Origin of the sequence: Pseudomonas sp. BN417, from assembly GCF_029871205.1 — a bacterium.
Taxonomy (GTDB): Bacteria; Pseudomonadota; Gammaproteobacteria; order Pseudomonadales; family Pseudomonadaceae; genus Metapseudomonas.
Genome location: NZ_SSOJ01000154.1, coordinates 26,685 through 51,382 on the forward strand (window position 1 = coordinate 26,685; position 24,698 = coordinate 51,382).

The 24,698-nt window shown below is 65.3% G+C and carries 24 protein-coding genes and 1 pseudogene; 13 read left to right on the plus strand and 12 right to left on the minus strand.

What is annotated here, in order from left to right:
- Window positions 1-89 precede the first annotated feature (89 nt).
- Complete coding sequence (locus E8F11_RS24820; RefSeq protein ID WP_280291577.1) at window positions 90-1,049, plus strand: alpha/beta hydrolase; 960 nt, start codon at window positions 90-92, stop codon at window positions 1,047-1,049.
- Window positions 1,046-1,516 (plus strand): MaoC family dehydratase, encoded by a 471-nt coding sequence (locus E8F11_RS24825; RefSeq protein ID WP_280291578.1) that lies wholly within the window; start codon window positions 1,046-1,048, stop codon window positions 1,514-1,516. Before E8F11_RS24820 ends, E8F11_RS24825 begins: the two co-directional genes overlap by 4 nt.
- A 161-nt stretch (window positions 1,517-1,677) precedes the next feature.
- On the opposite strand, the gene E8F11_RS24830 is transcribed toward E8F11_RS24825, so the two are convergent.
- From E8F11_RS24830 to E8F11_RS24840, 3 genes are read right to left on the minus strand one after another with little or no spacing between them, the layout of a single operon-like run.
- Window positions 1,678-2,532, minus strand: coding sequence for an HlyD family secretion protein (locus E8F11_RS24830; RefSeq protein ID WP_280291579.1), 855 nt, complete (start codon window positions 2,530-2,532; stop codon window positions 1,678-1,680).
- 11 nt (window positions 2,533-2,543) lie between these two features.
- Window positions 2,544-2,750, minus strand: a complete 207-nt coding sequence (locus E8F11_RS24835) for a DUF1656 domain-containing protein (RefSeq protein ID WP_280291580.1) — start codon at window positions 2,748-2,750, stop codon at window positions 2,544-2,546.
- Window positions 2,737-4,725 carry an FUSC family protein gene (locus E8F11_RS24840; RefSeq protein WP_280291581.1) on the minus strand — a complete coding sequence of 663 codons (1,989 nt, stop codon included), beginning with the start codon at window positions 4,723-4,725 and terminating at the stop codon, window positions 2,737-2,739. The genes E8F11_RS24835 and E8F11_RS24840 overlap by 14 nt, the downstream gene beginning before the upstream one ends.
- A gap of 187 nt (window positions 4,726-4,912) precedes the next feature.
- Here E8F11_RS24840 and E8F11_RS24845 point away from each other — a divergent pair, with 187 nt between their 5' ends.
- Genes E8F11_RS24845 through E8F11_RS24860 form a run of 4 tightly spaced genes read left to right on the plus strand, consistent with a single transcriptional unit; the run spans window position 4,913 to window position 8,520 of the window.
- Complete coding sequence (locus tag E8F11_RS24845) at window positions 4,913-5,551, plus strand: TetR/AcrR family transcriptional regulator (protein WP_280291582.1); 639 nt, start codon at window positions 4,913-4,915, stop codon at window positions 5,549-5,551.
- Window positions 5,548-6,510, plus strand: coding sequence for a biotin/lipoyl-binding protein (locus tag E8F11_RS24850; RefSeq protein WP_280291583.1), 963 nt, complete (start codon window positions 5,548-5,550; stop codon window positions 6,508-6,510). The genes E8F11_RS24845 and E8F11_RS24850 overlap by 4 nt, the downstream gene beginning before the upstream one ends.
- Window positions 6,497-7,444: an ABC transporter ATP-binding protein gene (locus E8F11_RS24855; protein WP_280291584.1), complete on the plus strand. Its 948-nt coding sequence runs from the start codon at window positions 6,497-6,499 to the stop codon at window positions 7,442-7,444. The genes E8F11_RS24850 and E8F11_RS24855 overlap by 14 nt, the downstream gene beginning before the upstream one ends.
- Window positions 7,441-8,520: an ABC transporter permease gene (locus E8F11_RS24860; protein ID WP_280291585.1), complete on the plus strand. Its 1,080-nt coding sequence runs from the start codon at window positions 7,441-7,443 to the stop codon at window positions 8,518-8,520. The genes E8F11_RS24855 and E8F11_RS24860 overlap by 4 nt, the downstream gene beginning before the upstream one ends.
- Before the next feature lie 311 nt (window positions 8,521-8,831).
- On the opposite strand, the gene E8F11_RS24865 is transcribed toward E8F11_RS24860, so the two are convergent.
- The 4 genes from E8F11_RS24865 to E8F11_RS24880 form a co-directional block, all read right to left on the minus strand.
- Complete coding sequence (locus E8F11_RS24865; protein ID WP_280291586.1) at window positions 8,832-9,962, minus strand: TIGR03364 family FAD-dependent oxidoreductase; 1,131 nt, start codon at window positions 9,960-9,962, stop codon at window positions 8,832-8,834.
- Between the two features lie 212 nt (window positions 9,963-10,174).
- Complete coding sequence (locus tag E8F11_RS24870) at window positions 10,175-11,197, minus strand: putative 2-aminoethylphosphonate ABC transporter substrate-binding protein (RefSeq protein WP_280291587.1); 1,023 nt, start codon at window positions 11,195-11,197, stop codon at window positions 10,175-10,177.
- 41 nt (window positions 11,198-11,238) lie between these two features.
- On the minus strand, window positions 11,239-12,945 hold the full coding sequence (locus tag E8F11_RS24875) for a putative 2-aminoethylphosphonate ABC transporter permease subunit (RefSeq protein WP_280291588.1): 1,707 nt from the start codon (window positions 12,943-12,945) through the stop codon (window positions 11,239-11,241).
- A 1-nt stretch (window position 12,946) separates the two neighbouring features.
- On the minus strand, window positions 12,947-14,008 hold the full coding sequence (locus E8F11_RS24880; protein WP_280291589.1) for a putative 2-aminoethylphosphonate ABC transporter ATP-binding protein: 1,062 nt from the start codon (window positions 14,006-14,008) through the stop codon (window positions 12,947-12,949).
- Between the two features lie 239 nt (window positions 14,009-14,247).
- On the opposite strand from E8F11_RS24880, the gene E8F11_RS24885 reads away from it, so the two are divergent.
- Window positions 14,248-14,562, plus strand: a complete 315-nt coding sequence (locus tag E8F11_RS24885) for a type II toxin-antitoxin system RelE/ParE family toxin (protein WP_280291590.1) — start codon at window positions 14,248-14,250, stop codon at window positions 14,560-14,562.
- Between the two features lie 2 nt (window positions 14,563-14,564).
- On the plus strand, window positions 14,565-14,855 hold the full coding sequence (locus tag E8F11_RS24890) for a helix-turn-helix domain-containing protein (protein WP_280291591.1): 291 nt from the start codon (window positions 14,565-14,567) through the stop codon (window positions 14,853-14,855).
- Window positions 14,856-14,943: 88 nt separating this feature from the next.
- On the opposite strand, the gene E8F11_RS24895 is transcribed toward E8F11_RS24890, so the two are convergent.
- A complete protein-coding gene (locus E8F11_RS24895; RefSeq protein WP_280291592.1) occupies window positions 14,944-15,798 on the minus strand; it encodes a LysR family transcriptional regulator in 855 nt (284 codons plus the stop codon).
- A gap of 160 nt (window positions 15,799-15,958) precedes the next feature.
- Between E8F11_RS24895 and E8F11_RS24900 the strand changes: the two genes are divergently transcribed.
- Window positions 15,959-18,049: a TonB-dependent receptor gene (locus tag E8F11_RS24900; RefSeq protein ID WP_348529792.1), complete on the plus strand. Its 2,091-nt coding sequence runs from the start codon at window positions 15,959-15,961 to the stop codon at window positions 18,047-18,049.
- On the opposite strand, the gene E8F11_RS24905 is transcribed toward E8F11_RS24900, so the two are convergent.
- Complete coding sequence (locus E8F11_RS24905; protein ID WP_280291593.1) at window positions 18,046-19,050, minus strand: helix-turn-helix domain-containing protein; 1,005 nt, start codon at window positions 19,048-19,050, stop codon at window positions 18,046-18,048. The two genes, E8F11_RS24900 and E8F11_RS24905, sit on opposite strands and share 4 nt — an antisense overlap.
- A gap of 101 nt (window positions 19,051-19,151) precedes the next feature.
- Between E8F11_RS24905 and E8F11_RS24910 the strand changes: the two genes are divergently transcribed.
- The gene (locus E8F11_RS24910) at window positions 19,152-19,763 is read left to right on the plus strand and encodes a LysE family transporter (protein WP_280291594.1); all 612 of its coding nucleotides are present in this window, start codon (window positions 19,152-19,154) and stop codon (window positions 19,761-19,763) included.
- A gap of 387 nt (window positions 19,764-20,150) precedes the next feature.
- On the opposite strand, the gene E8F11_RS24915 is transcribed toward E8F11_RS24910, so the two are convergent.
- Window positions 20,151-20,939 (minus strand): LuxR C-terminal-related transcriptional regulator, encoded by a 789-nt coding sequence (locus E8F11_RS24915; protein ID WP_280291595.1) that lies wholly within the window; start codon window positions 20,937-20,939, stop codon window positions 20,151-20,153.
- Window positions 20,940-21,224: 285 nt separating this feature from the next.
- Here E8F11_RS24915 and E8F11_RS24920 point away from each other — a divergent pair, with 285 nt between their 5' ends.
- On the plus strand, window positions 21,225-21,581 hold the full coding sequence (locus tag E8F11_RS24920; protein ID WP_280291596.1) for a helix-turn-helix transcriptional regulator: 357 nt from the start codon (window positions 21,225-21,227) through the stop codon (window positions 21,579-21,581).
- 468 nt (window positions 21,582-22,049) lie between these two features.
- Window positions 22,050-22,694 carry a hypothetical protein gene (locus tag E8F11_RS24925; protein WP_280291597.1) on the plus strand — a complete coding sequence of 215 codons (645 nt, stop codon included), beginning with the start codon at window positions 22,050-22,052 and terminating at the stop codon, window positions 22,692-22,694.
- 157 nt (window positions 22,695-22,851) lie between these two features.
- Here the strand turns inward: E8F11_RS24925 and E8F11_RS30205 are convergent.
- Both E8F11_RS30205 and E8F11_RS24930 read right to left on the minus strand, forming a co-directional pair.
- Window positions 22,852-22,995: pseudogene (locus E8F11_RS30205) on the minus strand (MFS transporter); the annotation flags it as partial.
- 69 nt (window positions 22,996-23,064) lie between these two features.
- On the minus strand, window positions 23,065-23,544 hold the full coding sequence (locus E8F11_RS24930; RefSeq protein WP_280291598.1) for a VOC family protein: 480 nt from the start codon (window positions 23,542-23,544) through the stop codon (window positions 23,065-23,067).
- 266 nt (window positions 23,545-23,810) lie between these two features.
- Here E8F11_RS24930 and E8F11_RS24935 point away from each other — a divergent pair, with 266 nt between their 5' ends.
- Complete coding sequence (locus tag E8F11_RS24935; protein WP_280291599.1) at window positions 23,811-24,686, plus strand: LysR family transcriptional regulator; 876 nt, start codon at window positions 23,811-23,813, stop codon at window positions 24,684-24,686.
- Window positions 24,687-24,698: the final 12 nt, after the last annotated feature.

The following is a 24,698-nucleotide window of genomic DNA, read 5'->3' on the forward strand; positions in this document are numbered from 1 at the left end:
TTCATGGAACCGGCCGGTCACCATTGGATGCTTTGCGTCATGCGACCGCCTGTGCACAATGCGCCCACGCCCCTGGCAAAGGATCCGCTATGCGCCACGATGCTTTCTGGCTCGACTCCAGCGATGCAGTGCCCCTGTACGTCAACCACTGGTCCGGCGATAGCCCGCCGCGCGCGGTGATCATGCTGTCCCACGGCATGGCCGAGCACAGTGGCCGCTATGCCCGCCTGGGCGAGGCCCTGGTCGCTGCCGGATTCGAGCTTTACGCCCTTGATCAGCGCGGCCACGGGCGCAGCGCGGAGCACGGCACCCTCGGCCAGTACGCCGCGGAGGACGGCTGGAGCAAGGTGGTCGGCGACCTCGCCAGCCTCAACCACCATATCCGCCAGCAGCATCCCCGTGCCCCCATCTTCCTCCTGGGCCACAGCATGGGCAGCTACATCGGCCAGGCCTACCTGATGCATCACAGTTGCAGCCTGCAAGGCGCCATCCTCTCCGGCTCCAACTATCAGCCGGTGGCGCTGTACCGGATGGCCAGGCTGGTGGCCCGCTTCGAACGCTGGCGCCAGGGCAAGGAGGGCCGCAGCGCGCTGATCGAGTTCCTCTCCTTCGGCTCCTTCAACAAGACCTTCAAGCCCAACCGCACGGCCTTCGACTGGCTGAGCCGCGACCCGCAGGAAGTGGACAAGTACGTGGACGACCCGCTCTGCGGCTTCCGCTGCACCAACCAGTTGTGGCTCGACCTGCTCGGCGGGCTTCAGAACATCACCTCGCCGAAACACCTGGCGCAGATCGACCCCGACCTGCCGCTGCTGGTGATCGGCGGCGAGCGCGACCCGGTCAGCGAAGGCCGGCGCCTGCAGCAACTGGCCAAGGCCCTGCGCCTGGCCGGCATCAGGGACGTGCAACTGAACCTCTACCCCGACGCCCGCCACGAGCTGCTCAACGAGAGCAACCGAGACGAGGTGACCCAAGACCTGATCGACTGGCTGGAGCAGGCCCTTGCCCACAGTCGACACCATCAACCGCAAGCCAAGGAGACCGCATGAGCCAGGTAACCAACTTCACCTACGACGCCCTGGAAGTCGGCCAGAAAGCCACCTTCTCCACCACCGTCGAAGAGCGCCACATCCAGCTGTTCGCCGCCGTCTCCGGCGACCGCAACCCGGTGCACCTGGACGCCGAGTACGCCGCCGGCACCATGTTCAAGGAGCGCATCGCCCACGGCATGTTCACCGGCGCCCTGATCAGCGCCGCCATCGCCTGCGAAATGCCCGGCCCGGGCAGCATCTACCTCGGCCAGCAGCTCAAGTTCACCCGGCCGGTGAAACTGGGCGACAGCCTGACCGTGGAACTGGAAATCCTCGAGAAACTGCCGAAGAATCGCGTGCGCATCGCCACCCGCGTGTTCAACCAGAACACTGAACAAGTGGTGGATGGCGAAGCCGAAGTGCTGGCACCCAAGCAGCAGCTGTCGGTGGAACTGCCGGAGCTGCCACCGATCACCATCGGCTGACGTTTGCTGGAAATGAAAAAAGCCCGGATCGAATCCGGGCTTTTTCGTTGGGCTGTCACGACCTTGTGGGAGCGAATTCATTCGCGAATCGGGCCGAAGGGCCGTCCTGCGCGACTGGAGGAAACGGGTAGCGGTGCTGCCCTTCGCGATTGAAATCGCTCCTACTCCCCCACCGTCACACTCGCCGTCATCCCCGCGCTCAACTGCACGTCATCCGGCACCTTGTCCAGCTTGATCCGCACCGGAATCCGCTGGGCCAGGCGCACCCAGTTGAAAGTGGGTTCGACATTGGCCAGCAACTGGGTATCCGGGCTGGCGTTGCGGTCGGTGATACCGCGGCTGATGCTTTCGACCTTGCCCGACAGCGGCTCGCCGGCGCTCATCAGCCAGACCTTCACCGGCGCGCCCACCTTGATGCGCGGCAGCTTGGTTTCCTCGAAGTAGGCCTGTACGTAGAAGGAGCCATCGTCCACCAGCGCCATTACCGGCTGGCCGGCACTCACGTAGTTGCCCTGGGCGAGACGAAGGTTGGTGACCTGGCCACTGCGCGGCGCGCGCAATTCGCTGCGGGCCAGGTTCAGCTCGGCCACCTTGAGTTCGGCTTGGGCCTCGCGGAACTCGGCGCGGGCAACCTCAGCGGTGATCAGGGCGTTCTCCCGCAGCTCTTCACTAATGGCCTGCGTCCCCAGGTGGGCGCGGCGAGAGGCTTCGTGCTCATGCAGGCGCAATTGATGCTGACGGGTATCGGCCACGGCGCGTGCCTTTTCCAGCGCCGCCTGGTAGCGCTCACGGTCGACGGACAGCAGCAGGTCGCCAGTCTTCACCTGCTGGTTGTCCTGAACCTTGAGGTCCATTACCCAGCCGGACACATCCGGCGAAATCACCACCACATCGGCACGCACCCGCGCATCACGGGTCCAGGGGGCAAGCATGTAGTGCTGCCAGAGCCAATAGCCGGACACCAGTGCCGCCACGACCAGGGCGAGGGTTACCAGCACACGCAACATGGAACGCATTTCTCTCTCCTTCACCACTGCCCGGTCAGCGCTACCAGCGCGGCCAGCACACAGACATACAAAGCAGAATCGAACAGCGCTTCATGCCAGATCCAGCGGGTCGCGCCAATCCGGGCCAGGCCGAAGCGCAATACGCCGGTCACCAGCAAAGCCAGCACTGCGTAGATCAGAAAGGGGCTGAGCAGCACACCGCCCAGGGACCATTCACGCAAGCCCATGGCTCGCCTCCTGTTGTTCACACCATTGCCGCCAGCTCTGCTGCAACTGCAACAGGGCCGCCTGGGCCAGGCGGCGATCGATACTGCTGCCTGCGGCGCGCAGGGCGGCCAGCAGTTCCCCGGCAGGTTCATCCAGGGCCTCGGCGCGGCCGGGCGCGGGACCTTGCAGCAGGATGCGCTCGAGGTGCCGGAGGAAGCGCTGCTCCGATGCCCCCAAGGGCTTGTCGGCGGCCGCCAGGCAGCGTCGCAGGTGCAACAGTTCGTCGCCCAGGTCGAGGCTGGCGACGCCGTCGTCCCAGCGGCTGCGGCTCTGTTCCGGCAACACCGGGTAAAGCCGCGCAAGCTGCAGCAGGCGGTCGGCCATGCGCCCGCCGAACCAGTTTTCCGCGCCCGCCAGGGCCACGCCGGTCAGGCGCGCCAGGTCGGCCAGGGTCGCCTTGAGCAGGCGACGACCATGCCAGACCGGGTTGCGCAGCTTGATAAGACGGAAAGACAACACCGCGAAACCCACCCCCAGCAGCATGGAGATGGCCTCGTTGAAGAACAGGCCGACATCGAAGCGCATGATGTTCTGCGGCGCACAGAGCACGATGAAATGCAGGCAGAACGACGTGGCCGTGGCCCCCAGCGCTGGCTTGGCCATCCCCAAGGCGCCGAAGAACAGCGGCACGCCGAGGGCCAGGCAGAGCATGGCGAAGCCACTGAGCTGGGGCAGCAACACCTGGCCGACGAAGAACGCCACTGGCAGCGCGTAGAGGATGCCGCGCAAGAAAAAGAAGCCGATCTGCTCGGCGTTCTCGCGGCTGGCGAACAGACTGCAGATCACGCAGGTGAGGGTCAGGGCGCCGACTGCCGAGGTCCAGCCAGTGGCCAGCCAGAAGGCCGAGAGGCCGAGAAAGGCCAGGGCGCTGCGCAGGCCATAGATGGTCGCGGTCTGCAGGTCGCGGTGGGTGGATAGCGATGGCGGCGCGTCAGGCGGCGCCTCGCCCCGTTCCACCGCGTGCATCGAGCCCACCGCCGATGCAGCCTGGCGCATCAGCACCGCCATGCGGCCCAGGCAGTACTGCTGGATGGTCGAGAGGTCCTCATCCTCGGAGGCGAGCAGCAAGCGGTCGCGCAGCTCGTCCAGGCGCGGCACGTCGGGCTCGGCCAGGGCCTGCTCCACCTCCTCCAGGCAGGACCGCAGCCGTGCGGCCTCCGTTTCGCTCAGCTGGCGCCATTGCCGCGCCACGCCGCGGGCCAGGCGCAACAGGCTGAGCAGGTCCTGACTGAGCACACGCAAGGCCATGGCACGCTGGCGCCCGCGGTTGCCCTCGAACCAGGCGTGCTCGCGCTGGGCGTCCACCGCCACGATGCGCCCCAGCACGCCGAGCAGGCCTTGGCGCTCCTGGCGTTCGCCCTTCAGCGCCGAGAGCGCCGCCTGAATGCCGCATTGCCAGGCGTCCCGCGCCTGACGCGCAAGCTGGCGCTCCACCCGTTGCGGCCAGAGCAGAGCGCTGGTCAGGGTGGCGCAGAGGATGCCGAGGCAGATTTCCGTACAGCGCGCCACGGCCTGGTCGAACACCGTCAGCGGATGAGCGATCGCCGGCAGGCCGATGATGGCCACGGTGTAACCGGCCAGCACGAAGGAATAGGACCAGGCACTGCGCATCAGCGTCGAGGCGGCGGTGCAGATACCCAGCCAGGTGGCCAGCGCCAATAGGAAGAGCCAGGGCGTCTGGGCGAAGAGTCCCATGATGACGACCGACATGGCCGTCCCCACCAGGGTGCCGAGCAACCGCGCCAAGCCCTTCTGCACCACCATGCCTGATAGCGGCTGGGCGACGATGAAGGCGGTCATCAACGCCCATTGCGGCTGTTCCAGGCCGAAGCGGAAGGCGCACCAGAGCGCCAGGCCACCGCCCAGCAGGGTCTTGATGACGAATTGCAGCGCCGGAATATCGGGCGCCAGGAAGGCACGCAGGGTGTCGCGCACGGGCAAGGTCCAAGGATGATCCAGATTGAAGATAGCCCGCCGGAATCGGCAAGCCATACGCAAAACTTATTATTAGCTGGCTAACTGTTTTCGTCCAGAGGGGATTCTTACGTTCGTCGGTTGCTCGTTGCTAATTAATTAAATGAATATTTAAATAAATCCATCTTCACTGTCCGGAGACTATCCCGTGACCCGCAGCCGCTCCCCCGGCCGACCCACAGGCGATTCCCAGGCCCAGCGCGAACGCCTGCTGGACGCCGCCACCGACGCCTTCGCCCATATCGGCATCCACGCCGCCAGCCTGCGCGGCATCGCCCAGCAGGCCGGGGTGACGCCAGCCCTGGTCAATTACTACTTCGGCAACAAGGAACGCTTGGTTGACGCCCTGGTGGAAGAGCGCCTGCTGCCACTGTTCCAGGGCATGGCCGAGCGCCTGCAACAGGTGGGCGACGACCCATTGGAGTTGGTCACTGCCTTCGTTCGCGGCATGAGCGCCAACCTCAGCCGCAACCCCTGGCTGCCGCCACTCTGGGTGCGCGAAGTGCTCTGCGAAGGCGGCGCCCTGCGCGAACTGCTGCCCACCCGCTTCGCCCCCATGGTGCCCATCCTGATGGCCCAGCGCTTCGCCGCGGCCCAGGCCGGCGGCCGTATGAACCCCGATATCGATCCGCGCCTGCTGGTGGTCTCGCTGGTCGGCATGGTGATGCTGCCCTACGCCGCCGGCCCGCTCTGGCGCGGCATCTTCACCAGCCCGGAAATCGGTGACGAAGCCATGGTCAAGCACATACTGGCCCTGCTGGAACGCGGCCTGGAGGTAAAGCAATGAACAGGCTGCTGCCCTGCCTGCTGGTATTCACCCTGCTTGGCGGCTGCGAAGACCCGGCCCGCGAGCCGCTGCTCGGCACCCTGGAATGGGACCGCATCGGCCTGCCCGCCGAAGCCTCGGAAACCATCCTCGCCTGGCGCGTGGCCGAGGGCGACCGGGTGGAGGCCGGCCAGTTGCTGCTGGAACTGGACCCGCGCCGTCTCGATGCCCGCCTCGAAGAGGCCCGCGGCGATGTCGGCCAGGCCAAGGCCAGGTTGGAGGAACTGAGCGCCGGCGCGCGCAGCGAAACCATGGACGCCGCCCGCGCCACCCTCAACCGCAACCGCGCCGAACTCACTGATGCCGAGCGCACCTTCCAGCGCATTTCTGCGCTGTACCAGCGGCGCCAGGTCGCCATTGCCGAACTGGACCGTGCCCGCGCCGCCCGCGACCAGGCACGCGCCGCCGTGAGCAATGCCGACGCCCAGTTGCGCGAACTCACCAACGGCACCCGCCCGGAACAAATCGAGCAGGCCACCGCCTTGCTCCAGGCCGCCCAGGGCCGGCTGGCGCAGCTGCGGGTCACCCGCGAGCACCTCAGCCTGCGCGCGCCCCGCGCCGGACGGGTCGACGCCCTGCCCTTCAAGCCCGGAGACCAGCCGCCGCTGAACGCCGAACTGGTCAGCCTGCTGGTGGGTGAGGCGCCCTATGCAAGGGTCTATGTGCCGGCTTCGGTCCGCCCGCAGATCGCCATTGGCGACGCGCTTAAAGTGAAGGTGGAAGGCGTGCCCGAGCCCTTCGATGCGACCGTGCGCAGCATCGCCAGCGAGTCCAGCTTCACCCCCTACTTCGCCCTCACCGGCGAAGACGCCAGCCGCCTGGTCTACCGCGCCGAACTGGTGCTGCAGGGCGAGGCCGCGCGCCAGTTGCCCGCCGGCCTGCCGGTGCAGGCGGAGCGAGTGAGCCATGAACAGCAATGAAGCGGTGATCCGCGCAAGCCACCTGACCAAGCGCTTCGGCCAGCTCACCGCCGTTGACGGGCTGGACCTGCACGTCGACCGCGCCGAGGTGTTCGGCTTCCTTGGCCCCAACGGCAGCGGCAAGTCCACCACCATCCGCATGCTCTGTGGCCTGCTGCTGCCCAGCGCCGGCGAAATCGAGGTACTCGGCTGCCAGATCCCCCGCGACGCCGAAGCCCTGAAGCGGCGCATCGGCTACATGACCCAGAAGTTCTCCCTCTACGAAGACCTGACGGTGTACGAGAACCTGGAATTCCTCGCCACTGTCCAGGACATGGACCGCCGCGAGGCGCGCCAGCGCATCGAGGAGTTGCTGGAGCGCTACTGGCTGGCCGACCGCCGCAAGCAGCTGGCCGGAACCATGAGCGGCGGCCAGAAGCAGCGCCTGGCGCTGGCCGGCGCCGTGCTGCACAAGCCCGACCTGCTGCTGCTGGACGAACCCACCAGCGCCGTGGACCCGCAGTCGCGCCGGGAATTCTGGGACTCGCTGTTCGAGCTGGCCGAAGCCGGCACCACGCTGCTGGTCTCGACCCACTACATGGACGAGGCGGAACGCTGCACCCGCCTCGGCATCCTCGACGCCGGCCGGCTAGTGGCCGACGGCAGCCCCGCCGACCTGATGGCCGCCCTGCCCGGCCGCCCGCTGCTCGTGGAGTGCGCCCAGCCGCGCCAGGCCCAGCGCGCCCTGCAGGGCGCCGAGGAAGTCATCGCCATGGCCCAGATCGGCGCCTCGCTACGGGTGCTCAGCGCCGTCAGCGATGCCCGCGAACGCATCGCCCGGCGCCTGGCCGACCAGGGCATAGAAGCCGAAGTGAGGGACACCGAGGCCAACCTCGAGGACGTCTTCGTCGCCGTCACCCACCGCCCGCTCGAACGGGCTGGAGCGCCATCATGAACCTGCGCCGCCTGGGGGCCATCGTCCACAAGGAACTGCGCCAGCTGCGCCGCGACCGCCTGACCTTCGCCATGATCGTCGGCATCCCCATCATGCAGCTGGTGCTCTTCGGCTACGCCATCAACATGGACGTGCGCGGCCTGCACGCGGCCGTGCTGGACCAGGCCGACACCGCGCGCTCCCGCGAGGTGGTGGCGGAGCTCGGCGCCAGCCAGGTGCTGGACTTCCGCTACCACCTGGCCACCCCGCAGCAGCTCGACAAGCTGCTGCGCGAAGGCAGCATCAGCGCCGCCCTGGTGGTGCCGCCGGACTTCGAGGCACGCCTGCAGGAACGCGACCGCCCACCGCTGCAGCTGGTGGTGGACGGCTCCGACCAGGTGGTGCAGGCCTCCGCCCGCCAACTGGCGGCCTATCCCCTGCCCGGCTGGCCCAGCCTCACCGGCGTGCAGGTGGTGAACTTCTACAACCCCGAACGCCTGGCGCCGCTGAACACGGTGCCGGGGCTGATCGGCGTGATCCTCACCATGACCATGGTGCTGTTCACCGCCATCGCCCTGGTACGCGAACGCGAGCGCGGCAACATGGAACTGCTGATCACCACGCCGCTGTCCCCCTGGGAACTGACCCTGGGCAAGGTGCTGCCCTTCGTCGGCATCGGCCTGGTGCAGGTAACGGTGATCCTGCTGGTGGGCCTCTGGCTGTTCGAGGTGCCGGTGCGCGGCTCGCTGCTGGAACTCTACGGCGCGTCCCTGGTGTTCATCTTCGCCAGCCTGACCCTGGGGGTGTTCATCTCCACCCTGGCGCGCAGCCAGTTCCAGGCGATGCAGATGGCCTTTTTCACCTTCCTGCCGCAGATCCTGCTGTCCGGCTTCATGTTCCCCTTCGCCGGCATGCCCAAGGCGGCGCAGTGGATAGCCGAGGTGCTGCCGCTGACCCACTTCCTGCGCCTGGCCCGCGGCATCATGCTGCGCGGTGCCGGGCTGGCGGACCTCTGGCTGGAGTTGGTGGTGCTGGTGGTGTTCACCCTGGTGATGCTGACCATCGCTGTGATGCGGGTGCACAAGCGGTTGGATTGAGTTGCAGGCCAGACGGTTGGCTTTTCTGTGGGGGCGAATTCATTCGCCAAGGGCAGCGTAGCTGCCCCATGGACCTCGTAGGGCAAGCCTTCGGCCTGCTCAGCGATTGAAATCGCCCCCACAAAAGCATGGCCGACCCAACCGTGAATTCCGGATTGCATGCGGGCTACGGGCTGGACCGCTCTTCTGTGGGGGCGAATTCATTCGCCAAGGGCAGCAAAGCTGCCCCCTACTGGACCGAAGGGCGGTCCTTCGGCCCGCATAGCGATTGAAATCGCCCCCACAAGGTTCCGTTCAACCTTGCAGGGAGATCAGGCCAGCAACCCCGCCATGGTCCGCTCACCCAGCGCCGGGCCCACGCTCATGCCCACGCCGCTGTGCATCAGCACGGCGGTCACCCCCGGCGCCGCCTTGAGCACCGAGAAGGGTCCCGGCCCACGGGCGCCGTAGACGCCCTGCCAGCGCTCGACCACCTGCAGGCGGGTGCCCAGGGTGTGTTCGGCCAGGTCCAGGAGGATGTCGTCAATCGCCTCGGCATTGAAGGGCGAGGCGTCGCTGCCGTAGTGGTGGGAGTCGCCGATGATCAGCTCGCCATAGGGCGTCGGGCTGACCAGCAGGTGGATGCCGTGCTCCTCCAGTTCTGGCTGCTGGTTCTGGATCTGCTCGCGGATGGCCTCGGCCTCCGGCAGGTCGGCGAAGGCGCCGTAGTGCACGCAGCTCAAACCAGTGAGCACCGCCTGGTTCAGGCCGAAGTCGCGTTCCGGGCGCACCCGCAGCATCTGCAGGCGACAGACCTGGGGCTGCAGCGGGGCAATCTGCTCGGCCAGCAATGTCTGGTAGTCGTGGCCGGCGCAGACCACTATCTGCTCCGCCCGGCAACTGCCCTTGGTGCTGTGGATAACCCCCGGCTCGACATCGCGCACCAGGGTGGAGAAATGGAACTCGACGCCATGCTCACGGCGCAGGTATTCCACCAGCGCGGGGATGGCTTCGCGGGAATAGAGCTGCTGGTCGTCCAGCCCCAGCAACGCGGCGCGGTGATGGCTGAACTGGCCCCGGTAGAGGTCGTGCAGGCGCTCACCACGCAGCAGTTCCACGCAATAGCCATGCTCCGGCGCGCGTACTTCGCAGAAGGCTTCGAGCAGTTCTTCCTCGGCGCGGGTACGGGCGAACAGCAGGGAGCCGTTGCTGCGCAGGTGGAACCCAGCGACCTCGGCCCAGCGGGCCCAGATGTGACGGCTGTCACGGGCCAGGGCATGCATGGGGCCCGGCGGCTGGCCGGTGACCAGGGCCTGGCCGAAGTTGCGCACAGAGGCGCCCAGGGGCGTCGCGCTACGTTCGAAGACGCTGACGCGCAGGCCGCGCCGGGCGGCGGCGTAGGCGTGGGAAAGGCCGAGGATGCCGGCGCCGACTATGGCGATATCGGTGTCTTGCAGGGGCATGGAGTTCTCCTGGTGTCACGTCCCCTCTCCCCCGCCCTCTCCCTGAAGGGAGAGGGGGTCGCCCCAGCGCGGGGCGGACGACGCGTTCATCCGGAAAGCAATCCGGATTCGCTCCAGAAGTCCCGGCGCGAACCCATGTTAATCGTTGCACCGATCAGCTCCCTCTCCCTTCAGGGAGAGGGTTGGGGAGAGGGAGCTGTCGGCCTCGCGCCTCACTGCTGCGGCAGCTTCTCGGACTTGCCGTCGTAGCGCTTGCGCCATTCGGCGAGGATCTGGTCGCGGTTCTGCGAGGCCCAGGCGAAGTCGTTCTTGATCAGGCGCTGCTCGTAGTCGGCCGGCAGTTCGGTCTGCGGCTTGGCGATGCCGGGGGCGGCGAGCACGGCGAAGTTTTCCTTGTACAGCTCCATGGCCGCCGGGCTGGCGGAGAAGTCGGCGAGCTTCTTCGCTGCGTCCATCTGATCGGTGCCCTTGACGATGCCGGTGGCTTCGATTTCCCAGCCCAGGCCTTCCTTCGGCAGGACGATGTCCAACGGAGCGCCCTGGCGCTTCAGTTGCACAGCCGGGTATTCGAAGGAGATGCCGATGGGGAACTCGCCGGCGGCAGCCAGCTTGCACGGCTTGGAGCCGGAATGAACGTACTGGCCGATGTTCTGGTGCAGGCCATCCATGAAGGCCCAGCCCTGCTTCTCGCCGAAGGTCTGCAGCCAGGCGCTGACGTCGAGGAAGCCGGTGCCGGAAGAGGCCGGGTTCGGCATCACGATCTTGCCCTTGTATTCAGGCTTGGTCAGGTCTTCCCAGCTGCCGGGCTTGGCCAGGCCCTGCTTCTCCGCCTCCACGGTGTTGAAGCAGATGGTGGCGGCCCACACGTCCATGCCTACCCAGGCCGGCGGGTTGGCGGCGTCACGGTAGTTGGCGCCGATGGTCTCCAGGTGCTTGGGCGCGTACTTCTCCAGCATGCCTTGCTGGTCGAGGATGGCCAGGCTGGAAGCCGCCAGGCCCCAGACGGCGTCGGCCTGCGGGCTGTCTTTCTCGGCCAGCAGCTTGGCGGTGATGATGCCGGTGGAGTCGCGCACCCACTTGATCTCGATGTCCGGGTTCTGCGCTTCGAAGGCTTTCTTGTAGGCCGACAGCTGTTCGGCTTCCAGGGCGGTGTAGACGGTCAGCTCGGAGGCGGCGTGGGCCTGGAGGCTGAAGCCGGCCACTGCGGCAGCGGCGAGGGCGAGGCGTTTGAACATGGAAAGCTCCTTGTCGGGGTTGGCTTGCGGTTTGTGGTTGTTCAGTGGGTGCGCCAGGCCTGGGAGCGGCGCAGCAGGCCGCGCGAGGCCCCGGCCAGCAGCAGGGATACGGCGGCGGAGGTGAGCAGGATCAGGGTGGACATGGCGGCCGCGCCGCCGACGTTGCCGGCGTCGTCCATGTTCAGCACGGCGACGGCGGCGAGGATGCTGTCCGGGCTGTAGAGGAAGATGGCGGCGGACACCGTGGTCATGGCCGAGACGAACAGGTAGCGGACGATATCCAGCAGCGCCGGCAGGCAGATCGGCACGGTCACCTTCAGGTAGTGGCGCCAGAGCGGAGCCTTGAGCGACAACGCCGCGGCCTCGAACTCGCCGTCCAGCTGGCGCAGGGCAGTGGTGGCGGTCATCTGCGCAGTCGTGAGGAAGTGCGCGATGGAGCAGATCACCAGCAGGGTCATGCTGCCGTAGAGCGCGTGCAGCGGATTACCCGGCAGGTTGAAGAAGAAGACGTAGCCGAGGCCCAGCACCAGGCCGGGAACCGCCATGGGCACGAAGCTGAGCAGGCGCAAGGCCTGGGTCAGCCAGCGCTGGCCGCGGGTCTTCTCCATCAGGTAGGCGCCGGTGAAGATCAGCGCGCTGCCGAAGAGAGCCGTGCAGGTGGCGAGGGTCAGACTGTTGCGGTAGGCCAGCCAGCCGCCGCCGGCGGTTTCCTCGAAGGCGTAATGGCGCAGGGACAGCGACAGGTTGTAGGGCCAGAACTTCACCAGCGACGAATACACCGCCATGCCCAGCACCAGCAGAAGGATCGCGCAGACCACCAGCACCAGGGCCAGGAAGCAGGCATCGCGCACCTTCGACGGCGCCGGATGGAAGACCTGGGCGCGGCCGCTCATGGCCTCTCCCTGGCGACGGCGCAGCCAGGCATCCACGCCGAAGCTGAGCAGCGCCGGCAGCAGCAACACCATGCCGATCAGCGCGCCACGGCCGAACTGCTGCTGGCCCACCACGGCCTTGTAGGCCTCCAGCGCCAGCACCTGGTAGTCGCCCCCCACGACCACGGGCACGCCGAAGTCGGTGATGGTCAGGGTAAAGACCAGGCAGAAGGCGGCGAAGGCGGCCTGGCGGGTGGCCGGCCAGGTGATGCTGCGGAAGGCCTTCCAGGGGCCGGCGCCCATGCTGGCGGCGGCGTCGAACAAACGCGCATCGGCCATCGCCAGCGCAGAAAGCAGCACCATCAGCGCATGGGGGAAGGTGTAGATGGCTTCGCCCAGCACTATGCCCCAGAAGCCGTAGATATTCTCCGGCAGCCAGCCGCGCAGCAGGCCCTGGTTGCCGAACAGGTAGATCAGCGCGATGCCCGGCAGCATCGAGGGCGCCAGCAACGGCAGCAGGGAAATCCCCCGCCACAGGCCCTTGGCCGGGATCAGCGTGCGCTGCAGGGCATAGGCGAAGAGGTAGGCGGTCGGCACCACGATGGCGGCGACGCTCAAGGACACCTTCAGGCTATTGCCCAGCAGCCAGTGGAAGTTGGCGCTGGCCAGCAGTTCCCTGGCCGCTGCCAGGCCGCCGCCCTGCCCTGCTTCACCGCTGAAGCCGCGCCAGAAGATCGCCAGCAGCGGCAGCAGCACGGCCAGGGTCAGCAGACCGAGGAACAGATACTTGCCGCCCTGCACGAAGAAGCGGTCGCCCAGGTCGGCGCGCGGCGCGCCCTTGGCCAGGGACTTGTCCTGCGTCATCACGGCATCCATCTCAGGCGAACACCTGCAGGCTGCGGGACGGCAGGGCGACCCAGATATCCGGGGTGCCCAGGCGCGGGAGGATCGAAGGGTCCAGCTCGGCCAGCAGTGCATGGCCCGGCAGCTGTTCCAGTTCGAAGCTCATGCGGCAGCGGTTGCCGAGGAAGGTGATCTCCCGCACCTGGGCGCGGAAGCGGTTGTCCTGCTGCTCGGAAGGATTGATGGCGACCGCTTCCGGGCGGCAGAACAGGCGGCCGCTGGCAGCGCTCGCGGCGCTTTCCGGCAGGCGCAGGTCGAGGCCGCCGACGCGGACGTGGCCGTCCCGGCGCGAGTCGAAGGGCAGCCAGTTGCCCTGGCCGACGAACTCGGCGACGAAGGGCGTGGCCGGCTGGCGATAGATCTCCTGCGGGGTGCCGTACTGCTCCACGCGGCCCTGGTTCATCACTGCGATGCGGTCGGCCATCAGCATGGCCTCGTCCTGGTTGTGCGTCACCATGAGGGTGGTGATGCCGAGCTGCTTCTGCAGCTGGCGCAGCTCGGTGCACAGGTGCTCGCGGACGCGGGCGTCCAGCGCAGACATGGGTTCGTCCAGGAGCAGCAGCGAAGGCTTCGGCGCCAGCGCGCGGGCCAGGGCCACGCGCTGCTGCTGACCGCCGGAGAGCTGCCCGGGATACTTCTTCTCGCTGCCGGAAAGACCCACCAGTTCCAGCATCTCCGCCACGCGCAGGCGCGCCTGCTCACGGCTGCTGCCGGCCAGGCCGTAGGCGATGTTCTGCTCCACCGTCAGGTTGGGGAACAGCGCATAGGACTGGAACAGGATGCCGTAGTCACGGGCCTGGGGCGGCAGGCGCGAAATGTCGCGCGCACCGATGTGCAGGCTGCCGCTGTCCTGCTGCTCCAGGCCGGCGATGCAGCGCAGCAAGGTGGTCTTGCCACAACCGGAGGGCCCCAGCAGGCACACCAGCTCGCCCTCGGCGATATCCAGGCTCACCCCACCCAGGGCGGTGAAGTGGCCGAAGCGCTTGTGGATATCGCGCACCCGCATATGGGTGGCGTGCTGGTCGGATTGAGACATTGCGGTACCTCGCTGAGCGGTTGGCGTGCACGGGTGCACGACTCGACGAGGGTGATGCTAGGGAAGCAATGCGAACGTCAGATGGCGGTTGGCGCAAAGATGCCGATAGTGGCATTGGCGGATTTGGGATGTGGGACGAAGCCTGTTTCGCGTTGGGCGACGTTGCGTCGCCTCGGGCTTGTCCATAGATAGGCGTTCACCTACCATCTGGCTACGCCAATGACGCACGATGAACCAGGTTGATATTCATCGAAACCCCGGTATTCACCCGCCAGATCACGGCCTTGCTCGATGACGATCAGTACAAGGAACTTCAGCTACAACTGATCATGAACCCGGAAGCGGGCGACCTGATACAGGGCACGGGCGGCCTGCGCAATATCAGGGTCGCGGCAAAAGGACAAGGCAAGCGAGGCGGCGGCCGGGTCATCTACTACCACTTTGTATCCGCCTCACAAATAGCCTTCCTGCTGGCCTACCCGAAGGGTGAACAGGAAGACCTGAGCAGCGACCAGAAGAAGGCGTTGCGCCAGGTGATCGAGAACTGGAGGTAACCATGGACAAGCACCTGTTCGACGAACTGCTCGAAAGCGTCACCCAGATGGATGAGATCCGTCGCGGCGAGCGCCAGCCCTCGCGCGAGTTCCACGTCGATGCCGTGAAGGTGCGTGGGATTCGCCGCCTGACCGGGCTGTCGCAAGCGCGCTTTGCCGAGACCATCGACGTGGCGGTCGGCACCCTGCGCAACTGGGAACAGGGACGCCGTACCCCGGAAGGCCCCGCGCGCGCCCTGCTCCGCGCCATCAGCAACGACCCGGAGCACGTCCTGGCCGCGCTCAAGCGCTAGCGGATGGGCGCGGGGGCCGTGCGGACCACCCCCGGATTTCATCCGGGCTACGGAACTTCGGCGCTGGCAGGCGCGAATTCATTCGCGCCTACAGGGGCAGCGCCAGCGCCAGGAACGCCGCCGGTAGGCGCGCCTGGCGACGCTCCTTGAGGCAGTAGAGGTATTCGTCGATCAGCGGCGCGCCCTTGAGTTCGATCACCCGCAGTTCCGGGTTATCCGGCACTTCGTGGCGGGCGATGATGCTGATGCCGAGGTTGCGGATCACCGCCTCGCGGATGGATTCGCGGCTGCCGATTTCCAGCAGCGGGCCCACTGCGATACCGGCGTCCTTGAGCATGGTCTCGGTGAGCTGGCGGGTGGTGGAGCCGGGTTCGCGCATCAGCAGGCAATGGCCCTTGAGGTCTTGCAGCTCCACGGATTTGCGCTTGGCCAGGGGGTGTTCGCGGTGCACGGCGAGCACCAGCGGGTCGCTGCCGAGGACGATGCGGGTGAGGCGGGCGTCGTCGAGACGTTGCGAAGAGGCGGCGAGGTCGACGCGGTACTCCTCCAGGGCTTCGATCACCTGCTGGGAGTTGCCAATCTCCAGGGACACGTCGGTCTGCGGAAAACGCTCGCGGAAGGCCCGCACCAGATCGAGGATGTAGTAAGGCGCGGTGGCGCCGATGCGCAGGGTGCCCTGCATCTGCCCGCAGTTGCGCAGGAAGAACTCGATATCGGCTTCCTGCTGCAGCAGCACCTTGACCATGGGCAGCAACCGCGCACCCTCCTCGCTCACGGTCAGGCGACGGCCACCGCGATGGAACAGCTCGACGCCGTACTGGCCTTCCAGGTTGCGGATCTGGGTGGTCACCGTGGGCTGGCTGAGGCCGAGCTTCTTCGCCGCCTGGGTGATGCTGCCCAGTCGAGCGACCATGTAGAAGGCCTTGAGCTCAGCGCTGAGCATGGCACGGGTTCTGGGAGGCGGGATGGGGCACGGCCGGGACCTTGGGCTGTGGTGGAATCCGGGCATTCTGCCCTTGAGCACGCGGCGACGCCACGGGCATCGCCCCTGGGTGCTACCTTTGCCAACCAGCAGAGAACGCCAACAAGCCTCGAAGCAACCCATGACTGATCGCGCGCTCTTTCCTCGCTACATTGCCCTGCTCTGCCTGCTGGCAAGCGAGCAATTGGCCGCAGCCGATCCACAACCCATGGAAGCACCCGCGCTGGTCATCAGCGGCAGCCGCTACCGGGCACCGGCCTTCGACCTGCCGTTCTCGGTGGACCGGGTGGACCCGGTGGAACGGGCGCAGCCGGGCATCAACCTGTCCGAGCAGCTGTCGGGTGTGCCCGGCCTGGCCATCCAGAACCGCCAGAACTATGCCCAGGAGGCGCAGCTTTCCTCGCGCGGCTTCGGTGCCCGCTCGGCGTTCGGAGTACGCGGAATCAAGTTGCTCAGCGACGGTATCCCGGCCAGCACCCCGGACGGCCAGGGCCAGACCTCCAGCTTCGACCTGGATGTGCTGGACCATATGGAAGTGCTGCGCGGCCCCTTCGCCACGACTTACGGCAGCAACTCCGGCGGCGTGGTGCAGCTCTTCTCCCGTGACGGCGAAGGTCCGCCGCGCCTGTCCGGCGGCGCCATCCTGGGCGCCTGGGGCACCCAGCGGGAAAGGCTTACAGCCGAGGGCGGCGACGCTCGCGCCGGCTTCATCTTCAACCGCTCCCATTTCGAGACTGACGGTTATCGCGACCACAGCGCGGCCATCGTCGACAAGACATTCGGCAAGCTGACCCTGCGCCCCGACGCCGACAGCAAGCTGGCGCTGATCTACAACGACCTCAACCAGAACGGCACCCAGGACCCGCAGGGCCTGACCTGGGAGGCCTACCGCCAGGACCCGCGTTCGGTGTCGGCCAACACCCTCCTGTTCAACACCCGCAAGACGGTGGACCAGCGCCAGGGCGGCCTCAACTACGAGCGCTCGTTTGGCGAGGCCACCTGGCAGACCACGCTCTACACCGGCACGCGGCGGGTGATCCAGTTCCAGTCGATCCCCGTGGCGGTGCAGGCCAACCCGCGCCTCTCGGGCGGGGTGATCGACTTCAAACGGGATTACCAGGGCATCGGCAGCCGTTGGATACAGCCCTTCGACACCGATGTGGGCCGCTTCACCGCCACGGCCGGCGTCGGCTACGACCAGTCCAGTGACGACCGCCAGGGCTACGAGAACTTCGTTGGCGACACCCTGGGCGTGAAAGGTGCGCTACGCCGTGATGAGCGGGATGACGTGACCAGCACCTCGCCCTACCTGCAGCTTTCCTGGGAATACGGCGACTTCAAGGTGCTGGGTGGACTGCGCCACAACGAAGTGGAGTTCGAGGTGGACGACCACTACCTGGCCAACGGCGACGACAGCGGCAGCGTCACCTACCGCAAGACCACACCCAGCCTGGGTGTGACCTACGCCCTGACCCCGCAGCTGAACCTCTACACCAGTTGGGCCCGGGGCTTTGAGACACCCACCCTGAACGAGCTTTCCTACTCCGGCCCCGATGCCAGCTTCGGGTTCGACCTCAAGCCTGCCACCAGCGAGCAGTACGAGCTGGGCGCCAAGGCCCTGCTGCCAGGCAACGGCAATCTCAACGCAGCGCTGTTCCACATCGTTACCGAAGACGAACTGGTGGTGGCCTCCTCCATCGGCGGCCGCACCCAGTTCCAGAATGCCGCGCAAACCCGCCGCCGGGGCCTGGAGGTCAACCTGGAGCAGCCCCTGGGCCAGGACTGGCGGGTAGAGCTGGCCTACACCTGGCTGGACGCCAGGTACAGCAAGGCCTTCGTCAGCGCGGGCGAGCTGATTCCGTCGAGCCGGCGCATGCCCGGCATCGCCGAGCACAACCTCTTCACCACCCTGGCCTGGACACCGAAACCGGGTATAAGCACCGGCCTCGAAGGCCAGCTGCGCAGCAGCGTGGAGGTGGAAGACAGCAACCAGGCCCGCGCCGCGCCGGGCTACGCCCTGGCCAACTGGTACCTGCGCTTCGAGCAGAAGCTGCGCCCCTGGACCTTCAGCCAGACCCTGCGTGTGGATAACCTGTTTGACCGCGACTACATCGGCTCGGTGATCATCGGCGAAAGCAACGAGCGCTTCTATGAACCCGGCGCCGGGCGCAGCTGGTATGCGGGGGTGAACCTGGAGTACGCCTTCGACTAGCGGTCGCGGGCGGGAACGTTCCTGGCGTCCTTGCGGACGGCTACCGGCGTTTCACCGAATCGCTTGCGGAAAATCTTCCCAAGGTAGCTGGTGTCCGCGACGCCTATTTCGTCGGCGATCACAGCCAGGCTGTGGCTGGAATTGAGTAGGCGCCACTTCACGTGCTGGAGCCGCATCTCGTTCCAATACTCCTTCGCTGTCATGCCTTGGCTGGCGATGAACAGGCGATCCAGCTGCCGGCGGCTGACACCCACCAGTTCGGCCAATTGTTCCGCTGTGCGGTCTGACGCCATCAGGTGGCGCATCAACGCGACGGCGCGGTCGACATGCCGGCCACGAGCGCCATCGGCGTCCAGCGAACGCAGCGGGTGCTGGCTGCTGCGCGACTCGTCCACCAACATGTCGGCCAACCCCTTCAGCGCCCTGACTCGCCCACACGCCTGCGCCAACAGCTCCACCGCCACGTCGATGGCGGCCGTGCCGCCGGCACAGGAAATACGGTCACGGTCAAAGCAGTAGAGCTGCTCGCTCTGCACCTGGATACGCGGATAGGACGCGCGAAACTCCGCGACATGGCGCCAGTGGAGCGCTACCCGGTGGCTGGTAAGGAGCCCGCAGGCAGCCAGGAGGAAACTGGCATTGTCGATGCTGACCAGCTTCACGCCCTGTCCGGCCGCTGTACGCAACAGCCGCTTGTAGCGTGGGGCGAGCGCCTCCGTGGCACGGGCACTGCGTCCACCGAACACCACAAGGTAGTCGTAATCGACGAAGCGGATATCCGCGACCGTTGCCTCCACCTGAACGGCCGCGCCGCTGCTCGACACCACGTACCCCGGTTCGAGGCCGAGGATTGTCCAGGAGCAGTAGCGCTGACGGCTGTAGTCCTCGTCATCCGCGGTGAAGCGCAGCTTGTCGAGGAAGCCACCGAACGGCAGCAGGGCGAACTCCGGCAGGGGTAGCAGCAGGAAGCGGATGTCGGGGGTGACCGCGTCATTGGCCATGCTCGGAGCGTCCATATTCTTCCACAGGATGTCCGGATAATACCGCAGCCCAGGGCTCGTTCTGCTGCACCATCCCCCCCATCGAGCAAGAGAAACGGCAAATGGCCCTGGATACCTGGTTCATCTACTTCATCGCGACCATCGGCCTGGCGCTGACCCCGGGCCCCAACAGCTTGCTGGCACTGACCCATGGCGCTCTATACGGGTCGCAGCGAACGCTCTTCACCATTACTGGCGGCGTGACCGGCTTCAGTTGTCTGATCGCCCTGGCGATGTTCGGCCTGGGTGCCCTGCTCCAGGCCTCGTCTTCGGTGCTCGAAGTCCTCAAGTGGGTGGGGGGTGCCTACCTGCTCTGGCTGGGACTTCAACTCTGGCGAGCACCTGCGCTGCACCTCACGCCCGTGGTCGGCACCGGCGCACCCGGTGCGGCAGGCCTGTTTCGCCAGGGATTCCTTTCGGCAGTGGCCAACCCCAAGGTGCTGCTCTTCTATGGGGCCTTCCTCCCCCAGTTCCTGGACCCGCAGCGTTCGCTGGTGCCGCAGTTCGTGGTGATGGCCGCCACCTTCGCCGCCATCGAGTTCCTGGTGGAGTACCTGCTGGCGCGGCTGGCCTTCCGCATCCGGCCCTGGATGGAGCGTGGGGGCAAGGGCTTCAATCGCTTCTGCGGGACGCTGTTCGCCCTGATCGGCGCAGCATTGCCGATGGCCAGATAGGCAAGCGACTGGCGAGTGAAGGAACAGCTGGAAATCGACATCAGGTAATAGTTGTCTCCGCCCCAAAGTGATCGGCCGCCTAATGGTGATCCTGCTGGTTGGCGGCCTGGTTTACAGCCGCCTCAATCGCTTCAACCCAGGACGCATTGCCAATTGCCTGCGCAATAGCGCGTGCGCCCACCATCGCCGCAAAAATGACCATCGCAGGGCGCCCGGCTGCGTGCTGATCGCGACGCTTGGACCGATGTTCCTTAGTGGTCAGCTAAGCCTATCGGCCTTAAGTGCGCCGGCCATCCTCATGGCGGCCGGTTTCCCTGCTCCTTGGCCTCCGGCGAGAGCACCAGTCACTGCCTCGCCAGAGTCAAACAGAGCCTTGCCCCCCCGCTCTCAAAATTCCTTCAACTTCCGCACGAACAAGGCAAGCAATTGCGACTGGCTGCCGATACTCAGCTTCTCGTAGAGACTGCGCCGGTGCACCTTCACCGTTCCCGGGCTGATCCGCAGCCGCTGCGACACCGAGATATTGGAGTGCCCCTCCAACAACAGCCGCGCCACCTCGCACTCCCGCGCGGTCAACACGTCCCGACCGAACTGCTCGAATACCTCACCCACCTTGTGGCTCAGGTCATCGGCAGCACAGTGGCCGTCCTGCCGATGCACCGCCCAGGCCGAACGCACCACCTGCTCCACCACCGGCGCCGCACCGCGCAGCAACTGCCGCTCTTCCTCACTGGAAGCCACCGTACCCCGCAGCCGCATCAGCGACAGCACCGCCCTGCTCTCCTCCCCCAGGCTGATGATGAAACCCAGCTTCTCGGACAAGGCCAGATCGCGGTAATAGGTACGGAAATACTCGGTGTCACGGAAGCGCTCAGGCGCCAGCCGCCGCATGCTGTACAGCCCATCAGCCTGATCGAATACGCATGCCAGGTAGAACGGGTCCAGCAGATAGGGCCCGGCCTGGTAGTCGCTGACGAAGAGCTGCCGCAGGTCCGGCGGGAAGGTGTTGAACAGCGCCAGCGGCGGATGCCGACCTTCGTAGATGAATAGCGCGAAGTGGTCGGTGAAGGTCAGGCGTTGCAGCCAGTCGGTGAGCGCCTGTAATTGAGGGCGACCGGGAGGTTTCGCCAGTACATCGGCAACGTCCTGGGTCCATTCGGTTAGCTGTCCGTGCATTGGATGGAACCTCACAATCCATCGAAGTAAGGCGGGGGATATCCAGGGACAGGTGGTTGGCTTCCCTCCTTGTGCGCGCAGCGCTCTCGACAGCCATGTCTGAGTCGCGCTGTGGATCACTGACCAGATTTCTGTTCAAGCCTTTGTCGCCACTGAACTTGCGCCCGCGCGAGCAAAACCGAGCTCTTGCCCCGGCGTTAGAGGCACGGGCATAGTGTCCATCCCTGTTAAATCTTGTTCGACGACAAGGATTCTTGAGCAGAAATCTGCTCAAGTCAAGAGATTTTGACCAGAAAATTACTCATACCGGTTGGCGTAGGAACTCGCCTGAGAGAAGAGCGCGAACGGCTGGGCAAGAACCAGACAGAGTTCGGCGCTCTCGTTGGCGTTAGCCGCGGAACTCAGAAAGCCTACGAACTCGAACACAGCTCTCCCGATGTCAGCTACCTCTCGAAACTCCAGGATTTGGAAGTCGACGTGCAATACGTAGTAACGGGCGCCCGGAACGATGTCGCCCGTGGCTCTCTCACTGAGCTTGAGACAACTCTCCTGCAAGCCTTCAGGGTCCTCTCCACCAGTGATCAAGAAACGCTTGCCCGGATAGCTGTCGCGCTGTCCGGCACGCCGCCTTCCGCCGCCTGACATCTCAGCAGGCAGGCCAAATGGAATTGGATCAGGCGTTTGGACGAGCCTTCGTCGCAAAAAAGGGGACGGTGCAAAAAGGGGACCGTACGCTAAACGCCTAGGAAACAGGATTCACCGATCTGTCTAAGCGTCCAGCCAAGTCACCTTCCGAACTCCAGCATTAAGGGCGATGGTGTCCGCGTATTTTTAAGCGGACGCGATCGTCCTTAACGTCAGGATTTCCATGCGCCAACGAAGCTCTTACCCAAACCGTTCAAGGCCCAGGTTTTTCAGGAGGAGCGCTCTCGAGCGCCCTTCCCGGCTGGCGGTGAAACGAATGCCGTAGGTGGTTCGGCTATGCTCAGGTGAACTGGATCTGCTTCGATCGCATTGCGCAGATCAGTTGTGGGTTGCCCGTGATGTCCCTGGAACGGGCCGCGTGGCAACCTTCCAGCCACTCCAGCTGCCTGTCGGATGGTGGTCTTCTTGCGCAGCCTGCAATCGCTCGAGGCATTCCTCTGGAAGGTCGCGACCTGGCCCATTTCCTTTTCGCGAACGCTCTGGCGAGTGCTACGCAACCCCATCGCCGTTTCGCTCTATACCCGACGACAGCTCGAGCAGCAGCCTGACCGGCGCTTCAGGGGCATGCTCAGCCCACCGCTGATGCTGGTCCTTTCCATCGTCCTTGCCCATCTCCTCGGCTTCGCCATACCGGATCGACCTTCGCCATTGGTGTCCGGCGAGTTGCTGACGCTGCTGGTGCGCAGCTTCAGCTACGGCCTGTACGCGCTGATGCCGGCCATGGCCATGCTGCGGGTGCGGCAAGTCCGCGTGAGCCGCACCACCCTGCGCGAGCCCTTCTACATCCAGTGCTACCTGGCCTCCCCTCTTTCCATCGTGCTGATCGCGGCCAACCTGCTGGCAGGCATCCAAGTAGCGCTGGCGATGTTTCTCACCACCCTCGCCTGCATCTGGTACTTGTTCTCGCAGATCGCCCTGCTGCGCCGGCTCCTCGACTTGCCCCTGCTGCCGGCCACCTTCATCGCCATTTCCAGGTTCGTCGTCGCCACCCTGATCGTCCTGGCCCTGATGGATCTGCTGCGGTCCACATCCGTTACGCATATCGGTTGACCAACGCAACTCCATGTCTGGGTGCATACCGATCTGTCTCACTTCAATGAGCAGTTTCTGCACGCCCATGGCGTGTTGCCGTCAAAGTGGCGAGCGCAGCGGCAAGCGCAAGAAAGCGCATGACCAACCGCCACATCGCCACACCGACGAGACGCTTCTAGCTGAGCGATGCCGCTTGCTGAAGGCTTAGCGAACGGGTTTCAGGTGCCAGCATCCAGGACATCAGCAGACCGAACTGCGTGATGATCGCCGCTGCGTACATCGTCTGGGAGACACCACCTATAGCGGACGTCAACGGCACCCCCGATGATGCAGCGGCATTGCCATCCAACGGGGCGTCACGCTGACGGCGCTCGGCCCTAAGCGCTGGTTAACCCTTCAGCGCAGCCTCGATCGCGGCGATATCAATCTTTTGCATGCCCATCATCGCTTCGAACGCGCGCTTGGCCGCTGTTCGATCAGGATTGGTAATGGCGGCCGTCAACACGCGTGGTGTGATCTGCCACGACAGGCCCCATTTGTCCTTGCACCATCCGCATGCGCTTGCCTGGCCACCATGACCGATGATTGCGTTCCACAAGCGGTCGGTCTCGGCTTGGTCATCGGTCGCAACCTGGAACGAGAATGCCTCGTTATGTTTGAACGCCGCCCCTCCGTTCAGACCAAGGCAAGGGATGCCCATCACCGTGAACTCGACAGTCAAGACATCGCCCTGCTTGCCAGCAGGATAGTCGCCAGGCGCGCGATGGACAGCGCCCACCACACTGTCCGGGAACGTCTCGGCATAGAACGTCGCAGCATCCAGCGCAGTGCCGTCATACCAGAGGCATATCGTGTTTTTGCTGATCATCTTGGTTCTCCACGATTGGGACTGGTCATGGATTCTAGCCGCGCAGCCAGCCTGTCGCTTCCCGACCCACAGCAGCCAGTCGGCATAACAGTTTTCAACCAATCGCCGGAACAATGTGGCTGCTTCACCCAACCCCTTCTCGTATCATCAGCGCCTTCGCATCTGGAACGAACTGTGTGAAATCGCCAACTGGAAAAGCTCCGGCTGCCCCTGATGGGACGAAGTGGGACGTAGGCGAGGCTGTCAATCAGCTCTCGTGGGACGACTTGCGCATCATCAAGACGCTCAGTGATTGCGGCAATCGTTCGGCTACGGCCAAGAAGCTTGGCATCAATGTATCCACCGTTTCGCGCCGAGTTGCTCAAGTTGAGCGAACGCTCGGCATCGCACTGTTCGATCACCGCAAATCAGGGTATCTGCTCACCGCCGAGGGTGCTGAATTGCGAGCACTCGCCGAGCGAGTGGAGCTGGATATCGTCAGCGTCACGCGGCGTGTTTCGCGTTCAGGCCAAGGCCCCCTCGGGAAACTTCGAATTACCACCAGCGACTCGCTGCTGCTGTACTTCTTCACCCCCATCATCGCGGACTTCAAGGCCCTGAACGAGGGGATCACCATCGAGGTGCTGGTGGGCAATGAAACCCTTAGCCTCGCCCGGGATGAATCGGATATCGCGATTCGAGCGACGAGAAAACCTGCAGAAAGCCTGGTGGGACGTAAACTGGCGAACATTGCCTGGGCACCTTACTGCTGCGCCAAGCAGATAACCTTGCCCCTTTTCGAAGAGAGCCAGGCATGGGTGTCATACTCCGCAGCGCTCTGCGGTTTGAAGGCGACAAGCTATGTCGAAAGCAGAGTCGCTGCTGAGCGCATAGCGTACCGCACCGATTCTGTTGCAGCAGCAAGCGCTGCAATCGCGGCGGGTCTGGGATTTGGATTCCTTCCCTGCATGTTGGGCGACAAAACCCCAGGGTTGGTACGCGCCGGCCCGGTGGTGCCAGAGCTTCAGGATGAGTTGTGGCTGCTGACTCACCAGGACATTCGAAAATCGTGGCGAGTCAAAGCATTCATGACCTTCTGCGCTGCTGCCGTGGCCAGTCAAAAGCCCTTGGTCGAGGGGCAATTGATACTCCCGGTCACCTAGATCTAAACCGGG